21 protein-coding genes are annotated in these 24667 nt (G+C 62.0%); 7 read left to right on the top strand and 14 right to left on the bottom strand.

Features of this window, described 5'->3' with window-relative positions; genetic code table 11:
• Window positions 1–35: 35 nt before the first annotated feature.
• Window positions 36–989, bottom strand: coding sequence for a sugar-binding transcriptional regulator (locus tag AC1D2N_RS19490; protein ID WP_018072680.1), 954 nt, complete (start codon window positions 987–989; stop codon window positions 36–38).
• A 151-nt stretch (window positions 990–1140) separates the two neighbouring features.
• A complete protein-coding gene (locus tag AC1D2N_RS19485; protein ID WP_026230768.1) occupies window positions 1141–1719 on the bottom strand; it encodes an exopolysaccharide biosynthesis protein in 579 nt (192 codons plus the stop codon).
• A 393-nt stretch (window positions 1720–2112) separates the two neighbouring features.
• On the opposite strand from AC1D2N_RS19485, the gene AC1D2N_RS19480 reads away from it, so the two are divergent.
• Complete coding sequence (locus tag AC1D2N_RS19480; RefSeq protein WP_130759055.1) at window positions 2113–3024, top strand: ROK family protein; 912 nt, start codon at window positions 2113–2115, stop codon at window positions 3022–3024.
• Between the two features lie 51 nt (window positions 3025–3075).
• Here AC1D2N_RS19480 and AC1D2N_RS19475 read toward each other — a convergent pair whose 3' ends face one another.
• From AC1D2N_RS19475 to AC1D2N_RS19430, 10 genes are all read right to left on the bottom strand, one after another.
• Window positions 3076–4986, bottom strand: coding sequence for a beta-N-acetylhexosaminidase (locus AC1D2N_RS19475; RefSeq protein ID WP_130759056.1), 1911 nt, complete (start codon window positions 4984–4986; stop codon window positions 3076–3078).
• 234 nt (window positions 4987–5220) lie between these two features.
• A complete protein-coding gene (locus AC1D2N_RS19470; RefSeq protein ID WP_130717952.1) occupies window positions 5221–8367 on the bottom strand; it encodes an efflux RND transporter permease subunit in 3147 nt (1048 codons plus the stop codon).
• A 26-nt stretch (window positions 8368–8393) separates the two neighbouring features.
• On the bottom strand, window positions 8394–9533 hold the full coding sequence (locus AC1D2N_RS19465) for an efflux RND transporter periplasmic adaptor subunit (RefSeq protein WP_130653093.1): 1140 nt from the start codon (window positions 9531–9533) through the stop codon (window positions 8394–8396).
• Window positions 9534–9582: 49 nt separating this feature from the next.
• On the bottom strand, window positions 9583–10191 hold the full coding sequence (locus tag AC1D2N_RS19460) for a TetR/AcrR family transcriptional regulator (RefSeq protein ID WP_018243668.1): 609 nt from the start codon (window positions 10189–10191) through the stop codon (window positions 9583–9585).
• A gap of 257 nt (window positions 10192–10448) precedes the next feature.
• Window positions 10449–10880, bottom strand: a complete 432-nt coding sequence (locus AC1D2N_RS19455; RefSeq protein WP_017967997.1) for an OsmC family protein — start codon at window positions 10878–10880, stop codon at window positions 10449–10451.
• A 147-nt stretch (window positions 10881–11027) separates the two neighbouring features.
• Window positions 11028–11807, bottom strand: coding sequence for an SDR family oxidoreductase (locus tag AC1D2N_RS19450; RefSeq protein WP_018243669.1), 780 nt, complete (start codon window positions 11805–11807; stop codon window positions 11028–11030).
• Between the two features lie 3 nt (window positions 11808–11810).
• Complete coding sequence (locus AC1D2N_RS19445; protein ID WP_130653094.1) at window positions 11811–12698, bottom strand: aldose 1-epimerase; 888 nt, start codon at window positions 12696–12698, stop codon at window positions 11811–11813.
• Window positions 12695–13645 (bottom strand): L-arabinose ABC transporter permease AraH, encoded by a 951-nt coding sequence (gene araH / locus AC1D2N_RS19440; RefSeq protein ID WP_018243671.1) that lies wholly within the window; start codon window positions 13643–13645, stop codon window positions 12695–12697. The genes AC1D2N_RS19445 and araH overlap by 4 nt, the downstream gene beginning before the upstream one ends.
• Before the next feature lie 121 nt (window positions 13646–13766).
• The gene (gene araG, locus AC1D2N_RS19435) at window positions 13767–15272 is read right to left on the bottom strand and encodes an L-arabinose ABC transporter ATP-binding protein AraG (protein ID WP_130653096.1); all 1506 of its coding nucleotides are present in this window, start codon (window positions 15270–15272) and stop codon (window positions 13767–13769) included.
• A gap of 69 nt (window positions 15273–15341) precedes the next feature.
• Window positions 15342–16325 carry an arabinose ABC transporter substrate-binding protein gene (locus AC1D2N_RS19430; RefSeq protein WP_130653097.1) on the bottom strand — a complete coding sequence of 328 codons (984 nt, stop codon included), beginning with the start codon at window positions 16323–16325 and terminating at the stop codon, window positions 15342–15344.
• Window positions 16326–16538: 213 nt separating this feature from the next.
• Here AC1D2N_RS19430 and AC1D2N_RS19425 point away from each other — a divergent pair, with 213 nt between their 5' ends.
• From AC1D2N_RS19425 to AC1D2N_RS19410, 4 genes are all read left to right on the top strand, one after another.
• On the top strand, window positions 16539–17294 hold the full coding sequence (locus tag AC1D2N_RS19425) for a FadR/GntR family transcriptional regulator (protein ID WP_003543153.1): 756 nt from the start codon (window positions 16539–16541) through the stop codon (window positions 17292–17294).
• Between the two features lie 66 nt (window positions 17295–17360).
• Window positions 17361–18509: a galactonate dehydratase gene (gene dgoD / locus AC1D2N_RS19420; protein ID WP_130653098.1), complete on the top strand. Its 1149-nt coding sequence runs from the start codon at window positions 17361–17363 to the stop codon at window positions 18507–18509.
• Between the two features lie 153 nt (window positions 18510–18662).
• Window positions 18663–19058, top strand: coding sequence for a DoxX family protein (locus tag AC1D2N_RS19415; protein ID WP_130653099.1), 396 nt, complete (start codon window positions 18663–18665; stop codon window positions 19056–19058).
• An 82-nt stretch (window positions 19059–19140) separates the two neighbouring features.
• Window positions 19141–19920: an SDR family oxidoreductase gene (locus AC1D2N_RS19410; RefSeq protein ID WP_130653100.1), complete on the top strand. Its 780-nt coding sequence runs from the start codon at window positions 19141–19143 to the stop codon at window positions 19918–19920.
• Between the two features lie 16 nt (window positions 19921–19936).
• Here AC1D2N_RS19410 and AC1D2N_RS19405 read toward each other — a convergent pair whose 3' ends face one another.
• Together AC1D2N_RS19405 and AC1D2N_RS19400 are read right to left on the bottom strand one after the other, a co-directional pair.
• Window positions 19937–21154, bottom strand: coding sequence for an adenylate/guanylate cyclase domain-containing protein (locus tag AC1D2N_RS19405; RefSeq protein WP_018447041.1), 1218 nt, complete (start codon window positions 21152–21154; stop codon window positions 19937–19939).
• 63 nt (window positions 21155–21217) lie between these two features.
• Window positions 21218–22243 (bottom strand): LacI family DNA-binding transcriptional regulator, encoded by a 1026-nt coding sequence (locus tag AC1D2N_RS19400; RefSeq protein ID WP_130653101.1) that lies wholly within the window; start codon window positions 22241–22243, stop codon window positions 21218–21220.
• Between the two features lie 95 nt (window positions 22244–22338).
• Here AC1D2N_RS19400 and AC1D2N_RS19395 point away from each other — a divergent pair, with 95 nt between their 5' ends.
• A complete protein-coding gene (locus tag AC1D2N_RS19395; protein ID WP_130653102.1) occupies window positions 22339–23526 on the top strand; it encodes a phytanoyl-CoA dioxygenase family protein in 1188 nt (395 codons plus the stop codon).
• Between the two features lie 92 nt (window positions 23527–23618).
• Window positions 23619–24440, top strand: a complete 822-nt coding sequence (locus AC1D2N_RS19390) for an SDR family oxidoreductase (protein WP_130653103.1) — start codon at window positions 23619–23621, stop codon at window positions 24438–24440.
• Window positions 24441–24667 lie beyond the last annotated feature (227 nt).

Genomic DNA, 24667 nt, shown 5'->3' with positions numbered 1-24667 from the left:
AGTCATCCCATTGATTTAAATATAATATTTTTTGCTCAGTTCTTGAGCAAAAACTCAGCAGTCTCTTCGTCGGTGATCAGAGCGTTGATTTGATGGCCGACAACGGCGGCCCTGATCGCCTTGAACTTGCGCTTGCCCTTGGCCAGCCCAATGACCATCGATGCATCGCGGGATGGGATCGGCGCGGACGCGACGCGCTCGTTGATCGGGTTGTCGATCAACCTGCCATCGACATCAAAGATCCAACCGCAGATTTCGCCGACAGCGCCCCCCCGCATCAGCTCCATCATCTCGTCCTTCTCGAGAAAACCGTCGACGCAGAGCGGCCCATCGATGCCGAGCTCGCCGATGCCGACGAAGGTGACATCGGCCTGGGCGCTCATATTAAGCGTCGAGCGCACCAGCTGTTGGCCATGCAGCAACTCGCGCTCCTCCGCCGAGGTGACGAGCACCGGCAGCGGCATCGGATAGTGTCGTGCCTTCACCGCATCGGCCATGCTGAAGATGACGTTGTAATAGGCCGCCGATCCGTCCGGTGCGATATTGCCGGTCAGCGAAACGATGCGGTGATTGGGACATTCGATCGCCGGAAGCTGGTCGACCGCCGCCTTCAAGGTGCGGCCGGTACCGATGGCGAGTACGATGGGCTCCGGCCGTTTCAGCCACCGCTCGATCTCGGCCGCCGCTGCCTCGGCGATACCGACCGTCGTCGACGACGACGCGGGATCGCTCGGCACCACCTCCACATGTTTCAGCCCGAATTTACGGCGCAGCTGACTTCCGAGCTCCAGGCAGGCTGCGATCGGATGATCGAGCCGCACCTTGATCAGGCGCTCGGCGACCGCCAGCGACACCAGCCGCTGCGCCGATTGCCGCGAGATGCCCATCGCAGCGGCGATTTCGTCCTGCGTGCGCCCGGCGACGTAGTAGAGCCAGCCGGCACGCGCCGCATCGTCGAGCCGTGCAGGGGTCTCGGATCTTTTTACCATCTAATGCCTACCGCGCAAAGTGAGCCGGCGCGCCGTCGCCGAACATGATTTGAGTCTGTATCGCGCCAGATCAAAACAAAATTCCGGCAAATGTCGAGCCTGTTGCAGGGAGCCCAGCCAAATAACCGCCTTCACTCGGGCAAACCCCCGCTTAGGCAAGCCATCGCAGGACGAGATAGATCGCTGCCTTCACGAGACCGTAAATCACCCCGCCGGCAATAACGAGCGACACTGCCGTCATCACGAAGCCGATGAGCGCGAAAAGACCGTCACGGCCCAATATGCCGAAAGCGAAGACCGAGATCGTGATCGCCGGCAGAATATTGCCGAGCGGGACCGGCAGCAACAGCACGATCGACAGCAGCAGGCATGCCGCCCCGGCCAGATATTCCGCCGGCGGTTCGGCGAAGATCGCCAGCCGCGGTTTCAGCATGCGTTCGGCCCAGGCGAGCCAGCGGTGGATGCGGCCGACAATGGTCTCGAAATCCTCCCGGCGCATCGAACGGTTGGCAATCACCTTCGGTAGCCAGGGTTTCAGCCCGAAGGTCAGTTGCGCTGCCAGGAAGATCAATGGCGCCCCGAGCACGGCCGAGGTGCCCGGCGGAGTAGGAAAGGCGTTCGGAAGCGCGAAGATCAGCATCAACGCGCTGATCGCCCTGTCACCCATCGTGTCGAATAGATCGCCGATCGAGATCCGTTCGCGGCTGTGGTCGGCGGCCATCTGCCGCAAAATGGATGAGAGGCGGCGGCCTTTGGGACGTGGTCTTCGGATGGTACTGTTTTCTCTCGTATCGATTGTCGTGGGTCCGACAGTTTATGAAAGTGTAGGGCCGGATTCTGGCGATGCAATATGCCAATTGAATGACTTGCGGGGTTAGAAATTACCGTTGCGATCGGAGCCGATGGGCTGGGGATCACCAGATTTCTCCAACGTCTTGCCATGACGGAATGGAAGACGGAGTACCGTCCGCCTATTCGACCTGCGGGAGAGATGTCCTGCAGAACAGAGGGGATGGCACACGGCACGCCCTAAAGCCGGCGACACCCCGCCGAATGAGCGCTTGAAATTCCCCGCCAACAATGCAAGCAGACGCTGGGAGACCAGAGAAACGGCAGAGTGGCAATGATCATTTCATTCGACATCGGTGGCACCGCCATCAAGGGTGGCATCGCTCGTTCCGAGACAGACATCGTTCCCCTCGGCCGCCGCCCGACACCCAGGGATGATTTTGCCGCTTTCGTCGAGACCCTGCGCGACATCATCGCCGAAACCGGCGAACAGCCGAACGGCATCGCCCTCTCCATCGCCGGCGTTGTCGATCCCGATACGCAGCGCCTGATCTGCGCCAACATTCCCTGTATCCACGACCGCACGCTCGCGGCCGATCTCGAAGCCGAACTCGGCCTGCCTGTGCTGATCGCCAACGATGCCGACTGTTTCGCTATTGCCGAAGCCGGTCTCGGCGCCGGCCGCGGCCACCGCATCGTCTTCGGCGCTATCCTCGGCACCGGCGTCGGTGGCGGCCTGGTTGCCGACGGGCGCCTCGTCAACGAGGCCGGCGGCTTTGCCGGCGAATGGGGCCACGGGCCGATCATCGCATCCGCGGCCGGCAATCCGCCTGTGGCCATTCCCGCCTATGCCTGCGGCTGCGGCCAGCAGGGCTGCGTCGACACTGTCGGCGGCGCCCGCGGCCTGGAGCGACTGCACAAGACGCTGCACGATCTCGACCTTGCCAGCGAGGAGATCATCGCTCAGTGGCGCCGTGGAGAGGAGAGGGCGACACGGACGATCGACGTCTATGTCGATCTCGTCGCCTCGCCCTTGGCGCTGACGATCAACATCACCGGCGCGACCATCGTACCGGTCGGCGGCGGGCTTTCCAATGTCGAGCCGCTGCTTGCCGAACTCGACCACGCCGTGCGCGCCCGCATCCTGCGCAAGTTCGATCGCCCACTGGTGGTGCGCAGCGAATGCCGCATCGAACCCGGCCTGATCGGCGCAGCGCTTTTGGGGCTGAAGGCCGAGACGGCCTGAAGCAATTCCACGAAAAGTGCGAAGCGATTTTCCATCCGGAATTGCGATTCCTTAAAGCACCGGCCACATCCGCACGATCGCGGCGAAGCGATCCCAGTCCTTACGCACAGAAGGCGTCCAGGCAGCCTCGGCGACCGCCGGGAGACGCGGAAAAACCAGCCGGTTGAAATAGGCGCGCGAGATGAAGTTCTCGGTCCAGATGCAGGCCTGGATGCCGCGCATCTTATCCTGCAGCGCCTCCGGCAACTCGCCCTCGGCCTCGTAAGCATAGGTGTGTTCCGGCGGCGCGTAGCCCGCCCAGGCGGCGCCGGGCTCGGCCCAGGCCTCAGCCTGCGCCATGTCGAGATAATAGGCCTGCCCTGGCGTCATCACCACGTCGTAGCCTTCCTGTGCCAGCTCGATGCCGACGGCGGGCTTTTCCCAGGCCATCAGCAGCGTGCCGTCGCGGTCGACGCCGCCGCCATGCGAGACCTCGTTCCAGCCGGCAAGTTTCCTGCCGCGTTCCGACAGCATGGCTTTGATACGTTTCAGGAAATAGGATTGCAGCTCGGCGGTGCCGGCAAGTTTCTCCCGCTCCATCAGTGCCTTGCAGAGCGGCGAGGACAGCCAGGAGCCATGCGCCACCTCGTCGCCGCCGATATGAAGATATTCGCCGGGGAACAGCGCCACCATCTCGTCGAACACCTTGCCGAGAAATTTATAGGTGAATTGCACCGCCGGATTGAGCGCGTTGTTCGGATAACCCTGCACCGAGCGGTAACTGTCCGGCGCCTCCTGCCCGTCGACGAGTTCGGGCAGCGAGAACAGCGTCGCCATGCTGTGGCCCGGAATATCGATTTCCGGCACTACCTCGATATGCAGCGAGGCTGCATGCGCAACGATCCGTCTGGCGTCCTCCTGCGTGTAGTGGCCGGAGCGCGTTTGCGCCCCGTCGCCGAGCTGCGGCACGAGCACTTCATCCGGCCCGCGCCGGGCGCCGATCTCCGTCAGCGCGGGATAGGCCTTGATCTCCAGCCGCCACGCTTCGTCATCCGTCAGGTGCCAATGGAAGATGTTGAGCTTGTTCCAGGCGAGAATATCCATCAGCCGCATGACGTCCGCCACCGGATAGAACTGCCTGGACACATCGAGATGGCAGCCGCGCCAGTCATAACGCGGCTGGTCGGCGATCGTGCCGAAATTGGGGAATTTGAAGCGCTCGGGATCGGCGCGGGCGCCGTGCAGCAGTTGCACCAGGCTGATCAGCCCGTAATGCCGCCCGGCGACATCCGCACTCGAAAGCACGATCTCATGTGCCGTAAAACGCAATTCGTAGGCAAAGGCGGCGATCGACGATTCGGTGACGAAACGAATGGCCCGCCCGCCTTCGACGGCACTGAGGGAAAACGGCACATTGTCGGCCGGATAGAGCCGCTGATAGAGCGCGAGAACCAGCGAGAGCGCCTTGACCGCATCGGGCCGCATCCGCTCGGCCGGATAAAGGATAACCGGCAGCTCTCCCGCCTTCAGCCCGAGCGCCAGCGGCCAGGGCAGCAGCGAGTAAGGTTCCTCGGCCCGGCCCGGCGGCAGAAGCGGCAAGGCCACGCCGCCATCTCGGCCTTCGAGCATGAGATCGCCGAAACCGACAGGAACGTGGCGCCCGTCACCGAGTGTCAGATAGGCCGATTTGACGCCGGCCGTCCTATGTTTCGGCTCCCTGGTCAGCCCCTCGACGGTGAACCGCCAGCGCCCGCCGGGCGGCACGCTCAGGTCTTCGGGCGGCAGGAATTCATGGAAATGCGCGATCCGCCGCTTGAGGCTGCCGCCATCGCAGACATGTTTGTCGGCAACCCGCGTCTCTGATGTATAGGCGAGCAAGAATGTCGACAGTGGCTCGGCCGAAAGATTGAACAGCGTGAAGGTCAGGCGCCCAAAGCTGCCTTCGATCGGGCTCCAGCTTGCTTCCAAATGGTAATCGGCCATGATCGTACCTTGCCCTGTCGATGAGTGACCGGGATCGCGACTGGGCTCCCGGCATGATTCCCAGCTTAGCTTTTTCGGGGCGGCAATGGAATCGGCGCGCAGGCTCAGGGCGGGCGAGCAGCGATGAGAACCGTTCAAAGGCTGCCTGATGGGCCCCGCGGGTTCAGCAGCGGCCTGTTTTGATGGGAATCGACGGCCGAAGAGGAAAACGGCGCGGCCTTCGCCGCGCCGTCCTCACTCAGCTGCCAACGCCGGCGGATGTCTGTCATCCGCCTCTTCCTGGATGGCGTCGGCATGCCGGCCTGGCTCGTCCTTTGCCTTCGGCTCTCGGCCGAAGAAAAGGGCGTAACCGGCGGGCAGAACCAGAATGGTAAGCACGGTCGCAACCAGAATGCCGCCCATCATCGCGTAGGCGAGCGGACCCCAGAAGACACCGCGCGAGATCGGGATCAGCGCCAGCACGGCGGTCAGGGCCGTCAGCATGATCGGCCGGAAACGGCGCACGGCCGCGCCGACGATCGCCTCCTGCCGGTGCATGCCGGCCTTGATATCCTGGTCGATCTGGTCGACCAGGATGATCGAATTGCGCATGATGATACCGAGCAGCGCGATGACGCCGAGGATCGCCACGAAGCCGAAGGGCGCGCCGCTGATCAGCAATGCGGCCGCCGCACCGATGATTCCAAGCGGTCCGGTGGCGAGCACCAGCATCGCCTTGCCGAAATGCTGCAGCTGCACCATCAGCAGCACGATGATGACGGCGAGCATGATCGGCGCCTTGGCGGCGATCGACATCTGGCTTTCCGCTGCATCCTCGGCGCCGCCCTGGATCTCGACCTTGTAGCCGGCTGGCAGGCTGTCGCGCAGGTCCTTCATGTCGGCATACATCTTCATCACCACGTCGTTCGGCTGCACATCGTCAGGCAACGTGGCGCGCACGGTGATCGTCGGCAGCCTGTCGCGCCGCCATTCGATGCCCTGCTCCATGACGGGCACGACCTTGGCAACCTGCGAGACCGGCACGAAGCCGCCGAAATCCGTCGGGACATAGACCGAGTTGACCGCCGACAGCAGCGAACGGCTGGCATCCGGCTCGCGGGCGACGATCGAAACCGTCTCCTCGCCGTCGCGGAAATCGTCGAGCGCAGCCCCTGACATGGCGGTCTGCAGCATCTGACGGACACGCTGCGAGGAGACGCCAAGTGCCCGGGCGCGATCCTGGTCGATCACCAGCTTCATCGCCGGCACCTCTTCCAGCCAGTCGTCATGGATGGCGCCGAGCATTGGATTGGCCTGGAAGCGCGCCTTTACCTGGTTGGCGATCTCCCTGACTTCCTGGCGGTCGGGCCCCATGACGCGCATCTGCACCGGCCAGCCGGTCGGCGGACCGAGGAAGAGGCGGTCGACCTTGCCGCGAATATCGGGGAAGTCTTCCGCAAGGATCGTCCGCAGCTTGACGATCAGCCGCTCGCGCGCCGGTTCGTCATTGGCCATGACGAGCAGCTGGGCGAAGTTCGGATTGCGCAGCTGCTGGTCGAGCGGCAGGAAGAAGCGCGGCGCGCCTTCGCCGATATAGGTGGCAATGAACCGCTTGTCGGGATCATCCATCATCTTGGCTTCGAGCGCCTTTGCCTGCACCTCGACTTCCTTGATGCTGGTGCCCTCGGGCAGCCAGAGATCGACGAGGATTTCCGGCCGCGAGGATTGCGGGAAGAAATTCTGCGGAATGAACTGGAAGGCCCAGAGGCTGGTGACGAAGGTGCCGAGCGTCAGCAGCAGCACGATGACGCGGTGGCGCACCGCCCAGCTGACCGTGCCGCGCAGCCGGCGATAGAAGCCGGTGTCGAAGGCGTCGCGATGCTCGCCGGCGTGATGGCGCTGCTTGAGGATCATATAGCCGAGCCACGGCGTGAAGTAGACCGCGACGAACCACGAGGTGACAAGCGCGATGCCGACGACGTAGAACAGCGAGCGCACATATTCGCCGGCCGTCGAGGCGGCGAAGCCGACCGGAATGAAGCCGGCCGTGGTGATCAGCGTGCCGGTCAGCATCGGGAAGGCGGTTGAAGAATAAGCGAAGCTTGCCGCGTCGATCTTGACGAGCCCCTCCTCCAGCTTTCGCTCCATCATCTCGACGACGATCATTGCATCGTCGACAAGCAGGCCGAGCGCGATGATCAGTGCGCCGAGCGAGATGCGCTGCAGGTCGATGCCGAGTTCGTACATCAGCGCAAAGGTGGCCGCCAGCACGAGCGGAATGGCAATGGCGATGACGAGGCCCGATCGCCAGCCGATCGACACAAACGAGACGACGAGCACGATGATGAGAGCTTCGCCGAGTGCATGCATGAATTCGCTGACCGCATCGGTCACCACGTCCGGCTGGTTGGCGATCTGATCGACGGCGACGCCGTAGGGCAGCGCCTCTTCGAAACGCTGATAGGTCGCTTCCACGCCCTTGCCGACATCGGTTACGTTAAAGCCCTTGGCCATCACGACGCCGACCTGAACGCTGTCGTGGCCGTTGAAACGGTACTTGCGCTGGTAGGGATCTTCGAGCCCGGAACTGACGGTGGCGATATCGCCGAGGCGCGTGACCTGGCCGCCGGCGCGAAGGCGCAACTCGCGGATATCGGCCGCCTTCTTCACGTCGCCTTCGACCGATATGCGCACCGAGCGCAGGCCGGTATCGACCGAGCCGGCCGGATCAACATTATTCTGGCCCTTGATGGCGTTCTGTAGATCGAGGATCGTCAGGCCGCGCTCGGCGAGCGCCTTCGACGAGACGTCGATATAGATCTTCTCAGGCTGGTCGCCGATGATGACGGCCTTTTCGACGCCCGGCGTCGTCAGCAGCATGTCGCGCGCCTGGATCGCGAATTTCTTCAGTTCCGGATAGGAATAGCCGTCGCCGCTGATCGAATGCAGCGTGATGAACGTATCGCCGAACTCGTCGTTGAAATAGGGGCCAAGCAGGCCCTGCGGCAGCTCGCTGGAGATGTCGCCGACCTTCTTGCGCACCTGGTAGAAGGCATCCGCCACTTCTTGCGAATTCGTGTCGCCCTTGACCTGCAATGTGATGATCGCACTGCCTGCCCGCGTATAGGACTTGACCCAGTCGATATGCGGCGTTTCCTGCAGCTTGCGCTCGATCTTGTTGACGACCTGATCTTCCATTTCCTGGATGGAAGCACCCGGCCAGATCGCCTGAACCACCATGACGCGGAAGGTGAATTCGGGATCCTCGCGCTGGCCCATGCGCATCAGCCCGAGCACGCCGGTGATGATGATCAGCCCGAAGAGGAAGCGGGCGATGCTTGGATGTCCGATCGCCCAGCGCGACAGATTGAAGGGCCGCTTTTCGGTGGTGGTGGCGTCCATGGTCCTGTTCTCTCTTTATGGCGCGTTCAGCGAACGGTCTGGTCGGTGGCAGCCAGGGCCGACTGCTGGTCCGGCACCTTCACCTTCAGGTTTTCGCTCATGAACTGCGTGCCGGCCGAAACGACGAGATCGCCGGTATCGAGACCCTCGGTCACATGCACGCCGTCGCCGGTGAAATCGGCGACCTTGATGTCGCGGCCATGCACGGTCGCCGTGTCGCGGTCGACGGTCCAGACCATCTGCTTGCCGTCCTTTTCAGCCAGGGCACTGAGCGGGATCGAGACATAGCTGTTGCTGTTGCTGACATCGGCCTCGATCGTCGCCGTCATGCCGAGCAAAACGCGCGGATCGTTCGGCAGGCTCACCCGGACCGCAAAGGTGCGCGACTGCTGGTCGGCGCTTCCGGAAACCTCCCGCACCTTGCCGTCGAGCACCAGCCTGTCGTCGGCCCAGAAGCTTGCCTTGACCGTTTTGCCCGGCTTGAATTCCGCAATGTCATTTTCCGGAACGGCGATCTGCACTTCCTTTTCGCCGTCGACGGCAACGGCGACGACGGGAGTGCCCGACGCAACGACTTGGCCGACATCGGCATTGATCGTCGTGACAATCCCGTTGTGGTCGGCCTTCAGCTCCGCATAACTCACCTGGTTCTTCGCCTGATCGAGTGCCGAGACGGCGGCATCGCGGCTTGAAACGGCCTGATCGTAACTGAGCGAGGCTTGCTCGAGCTGGGATTTCGGCGAAACATTCTTGTCGAAGAGCTGCTGATTGCGCTTGTTCACGAGATCGGCGGTTTCGACGCCTTTTTCAGCGGCTGCGAGATTGGCTTCCGCCGTCTTGACCGCCAGCTGGTAATCGGTGGAGTCCATCCGAGCGAGCACGTCGCCCGGTTTCACCTTGTCGCCGATATCGACGAGGCGTTCGGTGATCTTGCCAGCAACGCGAAAGCCGAGGTTCATCTCCGTACGCGCCTTGACCGAGCCGGAATAGTCGAGCTTGCGGGTGTCGCCGGCCTTGGCGATCTCGACGACCTTCACCGGCCGGATGACTTCCTTGACCTCAGCCTTCTCTTCCGAGCACGCGGAAACGCCGATGCCGATGGCGCCGACGAGCACGAGACTGGCGACGGACGGCATGCGATGGCTGAGGGTCTTGAGCGAAAACATCTTCCGCACTCCTGGATCGTTTCGGGGTTCCGACGGCGGCTGCCGTCCATTATTTCTTCAGCGCCCTGATCACGTAGTCGATCAGTTCGTCGACGCTTGCGCGGTTCGTTTTGGCAAGACATTGCGCCACCATCTGCGGATGGCAGAGATTGATCGTCGCCGCACCGAAGCAGCGCGAGGCAACGACCGGGTCCTGCTCGGCGAATTCCCCGGCTGCAATGCCTTCGGCGATGATTTCGGCAATGAGATCATGAACACGGTCGATATGCTTTTCGATGACATGCCAGTCGCGCTCGATCGCGACGATGATCATCTCGTGCACCTTCATCTCGTCGAGCATCAGATCGAGCGTCAACTGATGCTGGGTCTCGACATAGCGGCGCAGCCGCTCGCTGGCGCTGATAGGCTGATGGCGGATGTCGTAGGCGATTTGATAAGCGGTGGCGAGCATGCGCCCGCAGAGCGCCTGGTGGATTTCCACCTTGGAGGCGAAGAAACGATAAATATTGGCGGGCGACATGCCGAGATCGCGGGCAATGTCGGCCACCGTCGTCTTGCTGTAGCCATAGTGCCGAAACAGCCGTTCGGCCGCGTCGAGAATGCGTGTGACATTCTCCTGCCGGGTGATGTCGAGCGTGTTTTCCGCGATCTCGTCCATGACTTTCGATGCCTCGAATAACGACTGACGAATTTTGAATTTCGTCAGTCGTAAAATATCAGGCGTCACTTGTCAACATCCCGGAGCGCAGTACAGGTTCGGGTCGGCTGTGTTCGTTCGAGCGGCTAGCGCCGGTCGGCGCACCACGAATTCATTGGATGTGAGGATTTGGAGCGGCTGAACGATGGGCATCGAACGCAATTGAGAAGTGCCGCGACGCGAACGCGCGCGGCACCTCATCGCCGGCAGCAGGGAAATCAGACGATCTTGACGTCGAGTGTGATCGGAACCGAGGCAAGCGCCTTGGAAACCGGGCAGCCGGCCTTTGCCTTGTTGGCGAGTTCGGTGAAGGTCGCCTCATCGGCACCGGGAATACGGCCGGAGAGCGAAAGATGAATGGCGGTGATAGCAAAGCCGCCCTCGACGCTTTCGAGCGTTACTTTGGCAGAGGTTTCCATATGCTCGGCGGTAAAGCCGGCTTCACCGAGGATCAACGACAGCGCCATGGTGAAGCAGCCGGCATGGGCGGCACCGATCAGTTCTTCCGGGTTGGTGCCGGCGACGCCTTCGAAGCGGCTCGCAAAGCCGTAGGGATAATCCTTCAGGGCGCCGCTCTGCGTCGAGATCAGGCCTTTTCCGTCCTTGAGGCCACCGGTCCAATGAGCCGAAGCCGTACGATTGATCTGCATGCCGTCCTCCTGTTTTCGATTGTGCTTTCAGAAAGCGGCAGGGGCCGCTCCGTGCCTGCGGGAGATCAGATAGCCTTCCCGATGGGCAATATAATGCTCTATCCCGAGAAGACGACAGGCTTGTAAAAATAGCGGGATCGAAGCCCTTCAAGCGGGATGCTGCAGCACGCTGAGGCCGCCGTCGATCGTCAGGCAGGTGGCATTGATGAACGGGCACTCGTCTGAGATCATGAACACGGCCGCCATGGCAATCTCCTCCGGCGTCGCGATGCGCCCGCCGGGATGCAGTTTCATCGTCTCGGCCCTTGCCGCCTCCGGATCGGGAAAGCTGTTCCAGTAATCGATCACCTTCTGCGTCGAGACATAGCCCGGCGCCAGCGCGTTCACCCGGATATTGCGGGCCGCATATTCGAGCCCCAGGGATTTTGTCATCCCGAGCAGCGCGTGTTTTGCCAGCGGATAGGGAAATGTGTGCGGGATGATCGTGAAGGCATGCGTTGAGGCGATGTTGAGGATGACGCCGCCACCCTGTTCGATGAGGCCCGGCAGCACCGCCTTGCAGCAGTTCCATGCGCCCTTCAGATTGATGTCGAAGCAGCGGTTCCATTCCTCGTCCGTCGTCGCGAGCGGTTCGGCAAAGACATTGACCCCGGCATTGTTGACGAGCGCGTTCAGCTGTCCGATCTCTTCATTCGCCTGAGCCACCAACGTCGTGATCGTTCCGGCATCGGTAATATCGGCCGGCAGATAACCGAGCCGGCCGCCGCTGCGCTGGAGCTCTTTCGCCGCCTGCGCCAGCAGCGCCCCATCGCGATCGACGAGAAAGACGGCGGCATCCTCCCGCATGAAAGCCTTCGCCATCGCAAGGCCGATACCCTGCGCAGCACCGGTTATCAGGATGTTCTTGCCCTGCAGACGGCTGCTCATCTATCACCCCTTCGGTTGAACCGGCAGCGTCGACATCAGGATCGTCACTGTGCCGGCAAGCGCCTCACCTGGCGCAAGCGGCGTGAGCCCACCGAAATCAGGAAGGTGATGCCCGTTCGGCAGATGGCTCATCGGCTCGAGGCAGAAGAAATCGCTCCGGTTGACCGGCATATACAGCATGAAGCGATCGAGCGCACCGTCGGCTTCCAACGCCGCCCGGATTCCAAGTTCCGGCCAGGTGATAACAGCCCGCCCATTCCAACCCTCGAAGGCATTGTTCATCCATCTCTGCGGTAAAAGCGTCTCAGATCTGAAATCGAAATAACCAGGCACAGGGCCGGGCATCTCTGGCAGATGGTCCGGCCGCTCGCTCCAATAGCGATCGGCAGCAATCGCCAGTCGTGTCTTTGGCGTGCGCGCGAAGAAGGGATGTTGACCGAGCCCGAAGGGAAGAGCCGTATCGCCGCGGTTTTCCACGGAAAGCCTCAGCACCAGTGCATCGCCGGCGAGACGGATCTCTTGCCGCGTAAAATAGGCATAAGGTGAAACCCTGTCGGCGCTGCGGGAAAAGCAGAACTGCGCATGCTCCGCGCTGGCGTCTTCAAGCTGCCAGAGGCTGAGCCAGCCGTCACCGTGGAGATAGAGCGGATCGGAAGCATTCGGTTGGAAGCCATAGTCGCGTCCGGCAAAGGACATGGTGTTGCCTTCCACGCGATTGCCGAACGGCACCATCGCGAAATTCGCCATCGCTCCCTCCGGCCCGCCGGCCGCCACGAGAAAGGGCATGCCGCGATAAGTCGCGGCGGTGACGGCGGCACCCCGACGGCTGACCCGGACGGAGAGATCGCCTTGCCTCAGTTCGATGTCGTCCCCGGCTCGTCCTTGGTTCATCCACGTCGCCCCGCAGCCGAAGACCTCAAATTGTCGAGCAGCACTGCGATCAGCAGGATCAGCCCGCGTACGACATACTGATAGAACGCCTGGATATTCAAGAGGTTCATGACGTTTTCGGCAATGCCCATGATCAGCACGCCGACGATGACACCGCTCATCGCCGCTCGGCCGCCGGCCAGCGAAACACCGCCGAGAACGCAGGCCGAAATCACCGAAAGCTCAAGCCCTGTCGCCGCATTCGGCTGGCCGGAAGTGATGCGCGAGGCAAGCAGGATGCCGGCAATGCCGCAGACGAGCCCCTGCAGCGCAAAGATCCAGATGCGCATGTTGACGACGTTGACGCCGGCAAGCCGCGAGGCTTCCGGATTGCCACCGATCGCCAGCGTGTTCTTGCCGAAGACGGTGCGGTTGAGCACGAACCCGAAGAGGATGAAAAGGATCAGCATGATCCAGATCGGCGTCGGCACGGTCAGGAAGCGCGACAGAGCAAGCTGGTAGAAATCGGGATCGTTGATGCCGACGGCGCGGCCATCGGACGCGATCAGCGCCAGCCCGCGCACGATCTGCATTGTCGCAAGCGTGGTGATCAGTGCATTGACCCGAAAACGCGCAATGACGATACCATTGACGAGGCCGACGACGGCGCCGCAAAGCAGGGCGGCGAGCAGCCCGACGGGAATGGAGCCTGTCGCATTCGAGACCATCACCGCGATCATGCCGGAGAAGGCGACGATCGATCCGACCGAAAGGTCGAAATCGCGGGATGCCAGGCAGAACATCATCGTACAGGCGACGATGCCGATCGTGACGACCGATTGCAGCAGCCCCAGCATGTTTCGCTCGGTCAGGAAGTTCGGAACGAAGAGCGAGACGATCACGAAGGCGGCAGCGAAGATCACCACCAGCCCCTGTTCGCCGAGAAGGATTTTTTTCAACGAATTCATCGTCCGTATATTCCTGGTCCTAGAGCAAGTTCAGGAAAAGTGCGAAGCGGTTTTCCGTCCGGAATTGCGTAAAAACAAAAAGTTAGAGCGGTTCTGCGTTTCCATGAAAAGCTGAACCGCTCTAAATGGTGCCTGCGGCGTTCTTGTCGGGAAGTGCTGACGTTAGGATGTTGCGCTCGTCGAAATCCTGGCGGGTGACATTGGCCGCCACCCTGCCCTGGCACATCACCATGATGCGATCGGAAATGCCCATGACTTCAGGCAACTCGCTTGATATCACCACGATCGCCATGCCGCCGGCCGCAAGCTCGTAGAGGATTTCGTAGATTTCCGATTTCGCCCCGACATCGATGCCGCGTGTCGGCTCGTCGATGACCAGGACCTTGATGCCCTGCTCGGACAACCAGCGGCCGAGAATGACCTTCTGCTGGTTGCCGCCCGAGAGGTTGATGATGTCCTGCTTGCGCGAGGGCGTCCGCACCCGAAGCTTGGCGATGAACCGATCCGCCAGCGCCGCCTCTTGTCTCGGGCTCAGAATGCCGAAAGGCGAAAAATGCCGGCGCGACGAGATCGCGATATTCTCCTCGATCGATCGCCCTTGGACGATGCCGTCGAACTTGCGGTCCTCGGGGCAAAGCACCATGCCGGCATTGATCGCCGCTTTCGGATTGTTCGGCGCAACGGCTACGCCGTCGATCGTGACCTGGCCCTGATGTCTGGTGTCGGCGCCGTAAAGCAGCCGCGCCATCTCGCTGCGGCCGGCGCCGATCAGGCCGAAGAAACCGAGAATTTCGCCCTGGCGGACGGAAAAGCTGATCGGATGACGCAGCCTTGGCCCCGACAGGCCCTTGGCCTCCAACCGTACGTCGCCGAGCGCGCGTTCGCGCCATCCCCAGACATTGCTGATCTCGCGTCCGACCATTTCCGAGATGATCTGCTCGCGCGTGGTTTCGGCGATCTGAGGATGGTGGGCGGCAAGTTTGCCGTCGCGCAGCACCGTCAGGCTATCGCAGAGGCGGAAGATCTCGTCGAGGCGATGCGAGACGTAGAGAATGACCGTTCCCTTCGCCTTCAGCCTGTCGATGAGCGAAAACAGGATTTCGCTTTCGCGGGAGGAAAGCGAGGAGGTCGGCTCGTCGAGCGCAATCACCCGCGCATCGAGCATGACGGCCTTGGCGATCTCGACCATCTGCCGCGCACCGATCGAAAGCGAGGCGACCTTGGCCGACGGATCGACATCGATGCCGATCTCCTCGAGTTTCGACCGCACCGTCTCGATCAGCGCCTTCGAATGGATGACGCCGCCCTTGGCCGGAAAGCGTCCGAGCCAGAGATTTTCGGCGACCGTCAACTCCGGAACGAGTTGCAGTTCCTGATGGATGACGATGACGCCGGCATGGAAGGCGTCGCGGACGGAGCCGTATTTCTGCTCCTCGCCGTCGATGAGGATGTTGCCGCCATCGGCGGCCTGATCGCCTGACAGTACGCGGATCAGCGTCGATTTGCCGGCACCGTTTTCGCCCATCAGGCCGTGGACGGCGCCTTTCTCGACCGTGAAGGAAACATTCGCCAGCGCCTGCACGCCGGGATAACCCTTGGAGATATTGCTGAATTCGAGGAAAGCCATCATCGCTCCGTCGAGAAAGACCGGCGGCACGCTGGGCGACCGCCGGACGATATCATCTTGGAAGGACGATCACTCGATGCCAAGATCCTTGCGGACCTTTTCGTAATCGTCGCGCAGCGCCAGGGAACCCGAGGTCAGCGTCAGCTTTGCCGGCTCCTTGTCGTTGGCGATCCAGTCGTACATGTTGAGCGCCGTCTCGTAGCCGTGACGCTTCGGCGAGATGATGACGGTGCCGAAGAAGCCCGTTGCCGCCGGCTTCTTGAATTCATTGATCGCCGATTCCGCACCGCCGATGCCGACACCGATGACGTTGGCGGCCGGAATGCCGACCGATTCGGACGCACGGACGGCGCCGAGGACGGCTTCGTCGTTGAGGCCGAAGGCGACCCAGTATTTCACGTCGGCATTCTTGTTGAGAACGGTGGTCGCCGCGTTGAGCGCCGCTTCCGTATCCGTCTTCGCCTGTGGCGCATCATAGATGTTTTCGGCCGGGAAACCGGCGGACTTCAGCACCGAGATCGCACCTTCGACGCGGTCAACGGCGGTGGGCAGCTGGTCATAGGAAACCCGCACGGCGCCGACATTCTTCATCTCCCAACCGCGCTTCTTGATTTCGTCGACGATTGCCTGGCCGACGGTCTCGCCAATCTTGGTGGCTGAAATGCCCATATGCGGCACGTCTTCCAGCGGCTTGCCGTCGGCGCTGACGAGGCGGTCGTCGACCGTCATCAGCTTCAGCTGGTTGGCTTCGGCCTTGGCGACGATGCCGGGGCCGAGCTTGACGTCGGGCGTGCAGATGATGAAGCCCTGCGCACCCTGAGCGCCGAGATTGTCGATCGCCGATTGGACCTTCTCGCCGTCTTCGGCGCCGATCTTGACGACGGTGAAGCCTTTTTCCTTGGCGGCCTGGTCGGCGAATTTCCATTCGTCCTGGAACCACGGCTCCTCAGGCTGCTTGACGATGAACCCTATCTTGACGTCCGCGGAAAATGCCGAGCCGGCTGCCAGAATGGCGAAAGTGCCAGCCAGAATGGCTGCTTTGAACAAGCGCATGTCTCTCTCCCTAAACTCTCAAAAACCGAGCAGCTGCCTCCCAGGCAACGTCCAATGAATTATGACAAATCATCATACCAGTCAATTGCCAATGTATGATGATTGGAATAATAGGATTATTGACGAGATGCCGGGAGGAAGCGTCGCAAAGCGGATCGAATTCGGATAATCAGGTTCGATTGCCTAGCACGCGAGACAGAGCGGAGAGGTGAGTTGGAAACAATCGAGCGACAGAGCGGGGCCGAAAGCCGCCGCATCGAGCGCCGCCCGCGCGTACGCCGCAACGTCACGGCGGCGATCGCTCAGGATATCTGTGCGGACCGCTATCCCGCGGGCTCGCCGCTGCCCCGCGAAAACGATCTCTGCGAGCTCTACGGCGTCAGCCGCACCGTCATTCGCGAATCGCTGAAAGTGCTGGAATCCAAAGGCCTTGTCCGTGGCAAGCCACGCATCGGAACCACCGTCTGCGATAAGGACGACTGGAATATCCTCGACGCTGACGTGCTTGAATGGATGGGTCCCTATATCAAGGACTTCGACCTGCTCGGCTGCATTCTCGAAGCCCGCCGCACCATCGAGCCGGCAGCCGCCGAATATGCCGCCGAGCGCGCCAGCGCCCAGGAGATCGCCGATCTCGACAATGCCTGGCGGCAGATGCGCGACAGCGCCCGCGACCCGGAAAGCTTCACCGATGCCGACGTCATGTTCCACACGGTGCTGCTCACCGCCAGCCACAATCAGGTCTTCCGCCGCCTGTCGAGCGCCATTCACGCGGCGCTGAAATATGCGCTGCATGCCTCCAATATCGGCGTCGAGAATCGCGAGGATGCGGTGCTCGTTCACGGTCAGTTGGTCGAGGCCCTGCGCATGCGCGACAAGGCGGGAGCCCGTGAATGCGCCAACCGCATGCTCGATCTTGCGGTGCGCGATCTAGCCGCCGCCGAAAAAGCGATCGGCAGAACGAAATGACGGATCACCACAAATCTGCGAACGCGCCGTCGATCGCAAACCCGGGAAGAGACTGAAAGAACAGCGATGAAGATCACCAAACTCACCACCTATATCGTTCCCCCGCGCTGGTTGTTTTTGAAGGTCGAGACCGACGAGGGCATCATTGGCTGGGGCGAACCGGTCGTCGAAGGCCGTGCGCTCACCGTTCAGGCCGCCGTCCATGAGCTGGAAGACTACCTGATCGGCAAGGATCCTTTCCTCATCGAAGACCACTGGACCGTGATGTATCGCGGCGGCTTCTATCGCGGCGGCGCCGTCCACATGAGCGCGATCTCGGGCATCGACCAGGCGCTGTGGGACATCAAGGGCAAAGCGCTCGGCCAGCCGATCCACTCCCTGCTCGGTGGCCAGCTCCGCGACCGTATCAAGGTCTATTCCTGGATTGGCGGCGACCGTCCTTCGGATGTCGCCAACAATGCCAAGGAGGTGGTTGCCCGTGGCTTCAAGGCGATCAAGCTCAATGGCTGCGAGGAAATGCAGATCGTCGACACCAACGAAAAGGTGGAGAAGGCGGTCGAGACCATCGCCGCCATCCGCGAGGCGATCGGCCCACATATCGGCATCGGCGTCGATTTCCACGGCCGCGTGCACAAGCCGATGGCGAAGGTTCTCGCGAGGGAGCTCGACCCTTACAAGCTGATGTTCATCGAAGAGCCGGTGCTTTCCGAAAACAAGGAAGCGCTGCGCGATATCGTCAACCATACCTCGACGCCGATCGCGCTCGGTGAACGGCTCTTTTCGCGCTGGGACTTCAAGCAGGTTCTGTCCGACGGCTATGTCGACATCATCCAGCCGGATCTCTCCCATGCCGGCGGCATCACCGAATGCCGCAAGATCGCGGCGATGGCCGAAGCCTATGACGTGGCGCTGGCGCCGCATTGCCCGCTGGGCCCGATCGCGCTCGCCGCCTGCCTGCAGGTCGATGCCGTCAGCTATAACGCCTTCATCCAGGAACAGAGCCTCGGCATCCACTACAACAAGGGCAACGACATCCTCGACTACATCTCCAACAAGGAGGTGTTCCACTATGCCGATGGTTTCGTCTCGATCCCGCAGGGTCCGGGTCTTGGCATCCAGGTCGACGAGGCCTATGTCATCGAGCGCGCCAAGGAAGGTCACCGCTGGCGCAACCCGATCTGGCGGCATGCCGACGGCAGCTTTGCCGAATGGTGAGAGCGCATAGCCCCGAAAATCGGAACCGACTTTCGGAAAGGATTATGCGCAATTCAAAGTGACAGGGTCGCGCAAGCGGCCCTTTTTCATTCCCCGTGTAGGATATCACGTGTCCTGTCCGTCATAGTGGAAGCTCAAAGAGGAGATTTCAGAATGGCCAGAGCAATTGCAATCATCGTCGCCCGCATCATCTTCAGTTTCATCTTTTTCATGGCGGCCGGCTTCAAGTTCGCCGATATCGGCGCGACGGCAGGCTATATCACCGCCGCCGGCTTTCCGATGGCGACGTTCCTTACCTGGATCGCCGCCTTCTTCGAGATCGCACTGGCGCTCGCATTTATATTAGGAGCCTTCTTCACCGAGGCCAGCCTGCTCGCAGGCATCTATGTGATCTTCCTCGCTTTCGCCTTCCACGGCCCATCCCATTGGCAGCAGAACCAGGCCGAGTTCGGTTTCTTCATCGATCACTTTACCTTCCTCGCCGGACTGCTCTTTGCGGCGGTCCACGGGCCGGAGAAATGGGCGTTGAAGCAAACGCTTCTAAGATAACTGCGACGACCCGCCTCCTTCCGGAACCAACTGCCGCGCCGAAGAGTTGGCATGTCGGCAAAACGGCAAGGAGAGCCCGCCCATGGAGCTGAAGGGAAAAATCGCATTGGTGACAGGCGCCGGTTCGGGCATCGGCAAGGCGGCCGCCTTACGGCTTGCTGCCGAGGGAGCAAGGGTCGCAGCGTTGAGCCGCACCGCCGAAGAGGTCGAAAAGACCTGCGCCGAGATAAAGGCCGCCGGCGGCCAGTCGATCGCGTTGACGGCAGATACCAGCGACGAAGCTCAAATGCGGGGCGCCGTGGAGCAACTGACCAACACCTTCGACGGCCTCGCCATCGTTGTCGCCAATGCGGGGATCAACGGTGTCTGGGCGCCTATCGACGATCTGAAACCGGAAGAATGGGACAAGACGATCGCCGTCAATCTGCGCGGCACCTATCTGACCCTGCATCTGACGGTTCCGCATCTGAAGCGCCACGGCGGTTCGATCATCGTCGTCTCCTCGATCAACGGCACCCGCACCTTCACCACGCCGGGCGCCACCGCCTACACCGCAACCAAGGCGGGCCAGGTCGCCATGGTCCAGCAGCTCGCCCTCGAACTCGGTCGACATGGCATCCGCGTCAATGCCGTCTGCCCCGGCGAGATCGAGACCAATATCAGGGCCAATACCGACAATCGTCATCGCGAAGAGACGGAGGTTCCCGTCATCTGGCCGCAGGGGGATATCCCGATTGCCGGCGGCAAGGCAGGCAAGAGCGAGGACGTCGCCGAAACAATCCTCTTCCTTGCATCCGACCGCGCTCGACACATCACCGGTACGCCGATCTGGATCGACGGCGGCCAGGGCCTGTTGCGATAGCCTTGCAGTCAGGAACTCAGCTGTTCAGCCGGGCGCTGTCGAGAGTATACAGTTCCTGCGCGCGCTGCACGCCGCGCAACGCATAGCGTCCGACGCAGGCGAGTGCGGTACGCTGCTGCTCCGGTATCGCCGCGGCGAAATCGGAGGAGATCAACAGGTTGAGATCGACGGAACGACACATCGAGGCGATGCGGCTGACCTCGTTGACGGCGGGTCCGATGACGGTGAAGTCCAACCGGTCCTGGCTGCCGATGTTGCCGTAGAAGACATCGCCGATATGCAGGCCGATATAGACGTCGGTCGTCGCCCGGCCGTCGGCCGCACGCGCGGCATTCAGCGTGGTGAGCTTTTCCCGCAGCAACGATTCGGCGCTCAGCGCCGCACGACACGTCTCCGCCGGCACCTCGCCCTTAAAGATGGCGAGCACACCGTCGCCGATCAGCTTCAGCACGTTGCCGCCGGACTCGTGGACCGCTGTGATCACCGCCTCGCTATAGTCGTTGAGCAGCGGGATGATCTCCTCCGGCGGCACGCTGTCGGAGATCTTGGTGTAGTTCAGCAGATCGGAAAACCAGAGTGCCGCGGAAATCCGCTCCGATTTGCCGCGGCTGATCTTGCCTTCCATCACCTGGCGCGCGGCGTCCTCGCCGAGATAGACCTCGGCGATGGTGCGGGCGATACGTCCAAGCGCGATGCATTTGATCGCCAGCCCCAACACCGGCACCAGCTTGCGCAGGATGGCGAGGTCGTGATCGGAAAAGCCCTCAGGATGTTTCGTCGCGAAATGCGAGAAGAAGCAATCCATCTCGCCGATCGTGCCAGCCTCGGAAAAACGATGCATCATCGCCACGAAATCCGTGTGGCCGGCTTCAGCGATCGTATCGAGCATAGAGAAATCGATCGGATCGCCGAAACCGAGACGCCGGCGGATCTCCCGCTCGTTGCGAGACCAAAGATGATAGAAGGCCGAACGCTGCCAGTTCGACGCCGCTTCCCCCGAGATCGTCGGACCATATTCGAACTCGGTCTGGATCTCCTCGACGCTGTCCCATCGGAAGGCTCGGCCCTCATGCACCGGATGCAGCGTATCCATCAGCGCCAGACCGCGGTCGAGCGGCAGGCCGGCATCCCGGCAAGCCGAGCAGAAGCCGGTCATCAGCTCGGCTTCCGAAGCGCCCTTCAGTCCCTGCTCCGTGATCCAGGCTGCAATCGTGCTGACGTCGCTGTAATCCATGTTCCACCTTCACCCGTGCCAAATCTGTAGCCCGAATTCGGCATGGAAGGAAAGCCAATTGGCTCAGTCGCCCGCAGGCATATTGTAAGGCGTGACGATCTCGACTGATGAAAGCGAGGGCGGAACCGTTCGCGGCAATGCAGTCGCGCGGCTCATGATCGCCCTGAAGGCCGAGCGCGCATCAGTCCTGAGATCGTGGTGCAGCACGAAGCCGATCCGGCGCGCCGCAAGCAAGGCGCGGTTGTCCGCATCGAGATCATGGGCAACGAAAACGCGGACGGGACGTTTGGCCGCGTCGAAGGCCGTAAGCACCGCCCGGTTGCCGCCGCCGATCGAATAGACGGCGTTGATGGCGGGGTCGGCCGCAAGCGCTGCCGCGGCAAGCGTTCCCGTCGCGGCATCGGTGCCGTGCCCCTCGCTGATTTCGGTGATGCCGATGGCGGGATAACGAGCGCGGATGACCCGGCGGAAGCCGATTTCGCGCTCCTCCTCGCCGCGGAACCGTCCGCTCGACAGCGTTACCAGCACCTTGCCGCCATCAGTCCCGAGAAATTCACCGATCAGATAGGCGGCCGTCTCTCCTGCCGCCCGGTTGTCGGCGCCGGCATAGGCGATGCGGGCCGAATTCGGCAAGTCGGTCACCAGCGTCACCACGGGAATGCCGGCGGCATCCGCCCGCGCCACAGCGGCAGCCACCTCGGCGACGTCAGGCGCCTTCAGCACGATGCCGTGCGTGCCGCGCAGCCGGATGCGGTCGAGAAGCTGCACCAGTTCGGCCGGCCTCATCACCTCGGCGAAATGGAACCTGCAGCGGAAGACGCCGGGCAGGAAGGTCGCCATCTCCGCCTCGAAGGCGGCGCGCACCGCGTCGCTGAAACGCTGCGGCGTCTCCATGACGATATCGATCGCCAGCACGCGGCCGCTGCCGATCGCCCCGGCCTGCTGTTTCTCCAGCTCCGCGATCGCCGCCTTCACCCGCATTTCAGTCTGCCGGCGCACGCCCGGTCTGCCGTTCAGCACCCGGTCGACGGTGGCGGTGCTGAGTCCGGCCTGGAAGGCGATGTCCTTGACGAGAAAGAGATGTGCCATGCGATTGGCCTGATGGTTTTTTGATGGATTTCTGATCTATATCACCGCGCACTGCGGCGTATAGTGCCCCCATCGGAAAGAGGGAGGAGCCCGCTATGAAAACCGACAACCAGCAGAAACTGCGCGCCGACCGCGTCTGGCTGAGCGAAGAGGCCTGCGATCTCGATGATTTCCGCAGCCTTGCGGAAAAGGCGATTGTACTTGCCGATTACCCCTCGGCGTCTGCGGTCGAAAAAAACGTGCTGATCTATAACAGCCGCAAGGTGATGGCAGCGGCCGCAACGGCAGAAGGCCGACGCGCCGTGTTGGCCGAAATCTGCGAAGCTTTCGGCGAGGGTCCTGGTGTCGTCGTGTTCAAGCATGCTTACGAAGACACCGCCGTCATCGACCGCGCCAGCACGATCTTCGACGCGATCATCGAGGAACAGCACCGCACCGCGAGCGGCGGCGGCGATCACTTCGCCAAGCCCGGCGCCAACGACCGCATCTGGAATTCGCTGGAAAAACATTGTCTCGCCGATCCGGCAAATTTCGCCGAATATTACGGCAACACCATAATCGCGCTGGCCAGCGAAGCCTGGCTCGGTCCGAGCTACCAGATGACGGCGCAGGTCAACCGCGTCAATCCGGGTGGTGCGGCGCAGTCGGCGCACCGCGATTACCATCTCGGCTTTCAGTCCTCAAAGGTGATCGAACAGTTCCCGGCGCATGTACACCGGCTCTCGCCGGTGCTGACGCTACAGGGTGCGGTCGCCCATTGCGACATGCCGCTCGAAAGCGGTCCGACACTCTTCCTGCCGTACAGCCAGACCTATGTGCCGGGCTATCTCGCGCTGAAGCGGCAGGAGTTCCGGGATTATTTCGAGAGGAACCATGTCCAGCTGCCACTCGAAAAAGGCGACGTCGTCTTCTTCAATCCCGCCCTCTTCCATGCCGCCGGCACCAACCGCTCGGCCGACATCAAGCGCGTCGCCAACCTCCTGCAAGTCTCCTCCGCCTTCGGCCGGGCAATGGAAACAGTCAATCGCGAGCGGATGAGCGCCAGGCTGTTTCCCGCGTTGAAGACTTTGCAGGGCAGACTCTCGCCTGACGAAATCGCCAACGCCGTCGCCGCCTGCGCCGAGGGCTACTCCTTCCCGACCAATCTCGACCGCGACCCGCCGCTTGGCGGACTGGCGCCGAAGACACAGGCGCAGCTGATGCATGAGGCGCTGAAGGAAGGCTGGAGCGATGAAGTCTTTACGGCAGCACTCGCCGAGCAGGCGCACAGAAAGTTGAGCTGATTTGGAGCTCGAGCCTCTTGCATCCGCACTGAGATAAAAGCCTCCCGCACACGCGGGAGGCTATTCGCACATCATCACAATGGAAGAACCACATGAGCACAGACCACGGCCGCCTCAACGGCAAGATCGCCATCGTCACCGGCGGCACGCAAGGATTGGGCGCGACCATCGCCCGTCTCTTCGCCGAACGCGGCGCCGAAGGCATCGTCATCTGCGGCCGCAACGAAGCCAAGGGCAAGGCAAAGGCGGCGGAGATTTCGGCCGCGACCGGCGCCCGGATCGTCTACGTCAAAGCCGACCTCAGCAAGGTCGAGGATGCACAGCATGTCGTGCGCGCCTGTGACGAGACCTTCGGCCGTGTCGATGCGCTGGTCAATGCCGCCGCCATCACCGATCGCGGCACTATCCTCGACACCAGCCCCGAGCTCTTCGACGCCATGTTCGCCGTCAATGTGCGCGCGCCGTTTTTCCTGATGCAGGAAGCTGTGAAGGTCATGCGCCGTGAAAAGATCGAGGGCACGATCGTCAATATCGGCTCGATGTCGGCCAAAGCAGGCCAGCCCTTCATCGCCGCCTATTGCGCCTCCAAGGGCGCGCTGGAAACGCTGACGAAGAACACTGCCTATGCGCTCCTGCGCAACCGCATCCGCGTCAACGGTCTGAACATCGGCTGGATGGCCTCCGAAGGCGAAGACCGGATCCAGCGCGAATATCACGGCGCACCTGCCGACTGGCTGGAGAAGGCGGCGGCAAGCCAACCCTTCGGCCGCCTCGTCGATCCGCACGAGGTGGCGCGCGCCTGCGCTTACCTCTCGTCTTCCGAATCCGGCCTGATGACCGGCTCAGTCATCTGCTTCGACCAGTCGATCTGGGGCGCTTATGACGGCTCGCCGCATCCGGTCGCGGCCCTCTAGAGCCTTTCCTGGTCAGCTTGCAGCATTCTGCCGGAGCAGGTTTTCGTCAGGGCAAAGGCGATTGGCGACGGGCATACTCCAAGGTACGTCCGAGCCGATCGCCTTTGATCCTGGCGGAAAGATGCCCGGCCCTTCGGGTTGGCTGAAACGGGCCGGCTGATCGACCGGCCGGCTTGGCCGTAGAGCCGGGCTACGACGCGCGCCGGCCGGTCGACCATCCGACTCCG

The organism is Rhizobium sp. P1_B8 (genome assembly GCF_056406515.1).
Note: the sequence above shows the minus strand (reverse complement) of the source record. Positions and strands in the feature narration are given on the sequence as shown.

What these genes read in the sequence shown, in the direction of transcription:
- AC1D2N_RS19490 (WP_018072680.1), bottom strand. Translation starts at nt 989, where the DNA reads ATGGTAAAAAGATCCGAGACCCCTGCACGGCTCGACGATGCGGCGCGT.
- AC1D2N_RS19480 (WP_130759055.1), top strand. Translation starts at nt 2,113, where the DNA reads ATGATCATTTCATTCGACATCGGTGGCACCGCCATCAAGGGTGGCATC.
- AC1D2N_RS19475 (WP_130759056.1), bottom strand. Translation starts at nt 4,986, where the DNA reads ATGGCCGATTACCATTTGGAAGCAAGCTGGAGCCCGATCGAAGGCAGC.
- AC1D2N_RS19470 (WP_130717952.1), bottom strand. Translation starts at nt 8,367, where the DNA reads ATGGACGCCACCACCACCGAAAAGCGGCCCTTCAATCTGTCGCGCTGG.
- AC1D2N_RS19465 (WP_130653093.1), bottom strand. Translation starts at nt 9,533, where the DNA reads ATGTTTTCGCTCAAGACCCTCAGCCATCGCATGCCGTCCGTCGCCAGT.
- AC1D2N_RS19460 (WP_018243668.1), bottom strand. Translation starts at nt 10,191, where the DNA reads ATGGACGAGATCGCGGAAAACACGCTCGACATCACCCGGCAGGAGAAT.
- AC1D2N_RS19455 (WP_017967997.1), bottom strand. Translation starts at nt 10,880, where the DNA reads ATGCAGATCAATCGTACGGCTTCGGCTCATTGGACCGGTGGCCTCAAG.
- AC1D2N_RS19450 (WP_018243669.1), bottom strand. Translation starts at nt 11,807, where the DNA reads ATGAGCAGCCGTCTGCAGGGCAAGAACATCCTGATAACCGGTGCTGCG.
- AC1D2N_RS19445 (WP_130653094.1), bottom strand. Translation starts at nt 12,698, where the DNA reads ATGAACCAAGGACGAGCCGGGGACGACATCGAACTGAGGCAAGGCGAT.
- araH (WP_018243671.1), bottom strand. Translation starts at nt 13,645, where the DNA reads ATGAATTCGTTGAAAAAAATCCTTCTCGGCGAACAGGGGCTGGTGGTG.
- araG (WP_130653096.1), bottom strand. Translation starts at nt 15,272, where the DNA reads ATGGCTTTCCTCGAATTCAGCAATATCTCCAAGGGTTATCCCGGCGTG.
- AC1D2N_RS19430 (WP_130653097.1), bottom strand. Translation starts at nt 16,325, where the DNA reads ATGCGCTTGTTCAAAGCAGCCATTCTGGCTGGCACTTTCGCCATTCTG.
- dgoD (WP_130653098.1), top strand. Translation starts at nt 17,361, where the DNA reads ATGAAGATCACCAAACTCACCACCTATATCGTTCCCCCGCGCTGGTTG.
- AC1D2N_RS19415 (WP_130653099.1), top strand. Translation starts at nt 18,663, where the DNA reads ATGGCCAGAGCAATTGCAATCATCGTCGCCCGCATCATCTTCAGTTTC.
- AC1D2N_RS19410 (WP_130653100.1), top strand. Translation starts at nt 19,141, where the DNA reads ATGGAGCTGAAGGGAAAAATCGCATTGGTGACAGGCGCCGGTTCGGGC.
- AC1D2N_RS19405 (WP_018447041.1), bottom strand. Translation starts at nt 21,154, where the DNA reads ATGGATTACAGCGACGTCAGCACGATTGCAGCCTGGATCACGGAGCAG.
- AC1D2N_RS19400 (WP_130653101.1), bottom strand. Translation starts at nt 22,243, where the DNA reads ATGGCACATCTCTTTCTCGTCAAGGACATCGCCTTCCAGGCCGGACTC.
- AC1D2N_RS19395 (WP_130653102.1), top strand. Translation starts at nt 22,339, where the DNA reads ATGAAAACCGACAACCAGCAGAAACTGCGCGCCGACCGCGTCTGGCTG.
- AC1D2N_RS19390 (WP_130653103.1), top strand. Translation starts at nt 23,619, where the DNA reads ATGAGCACAGACCACGGCCGCCTCAACGGCAAGATCGCCATCGTCACC.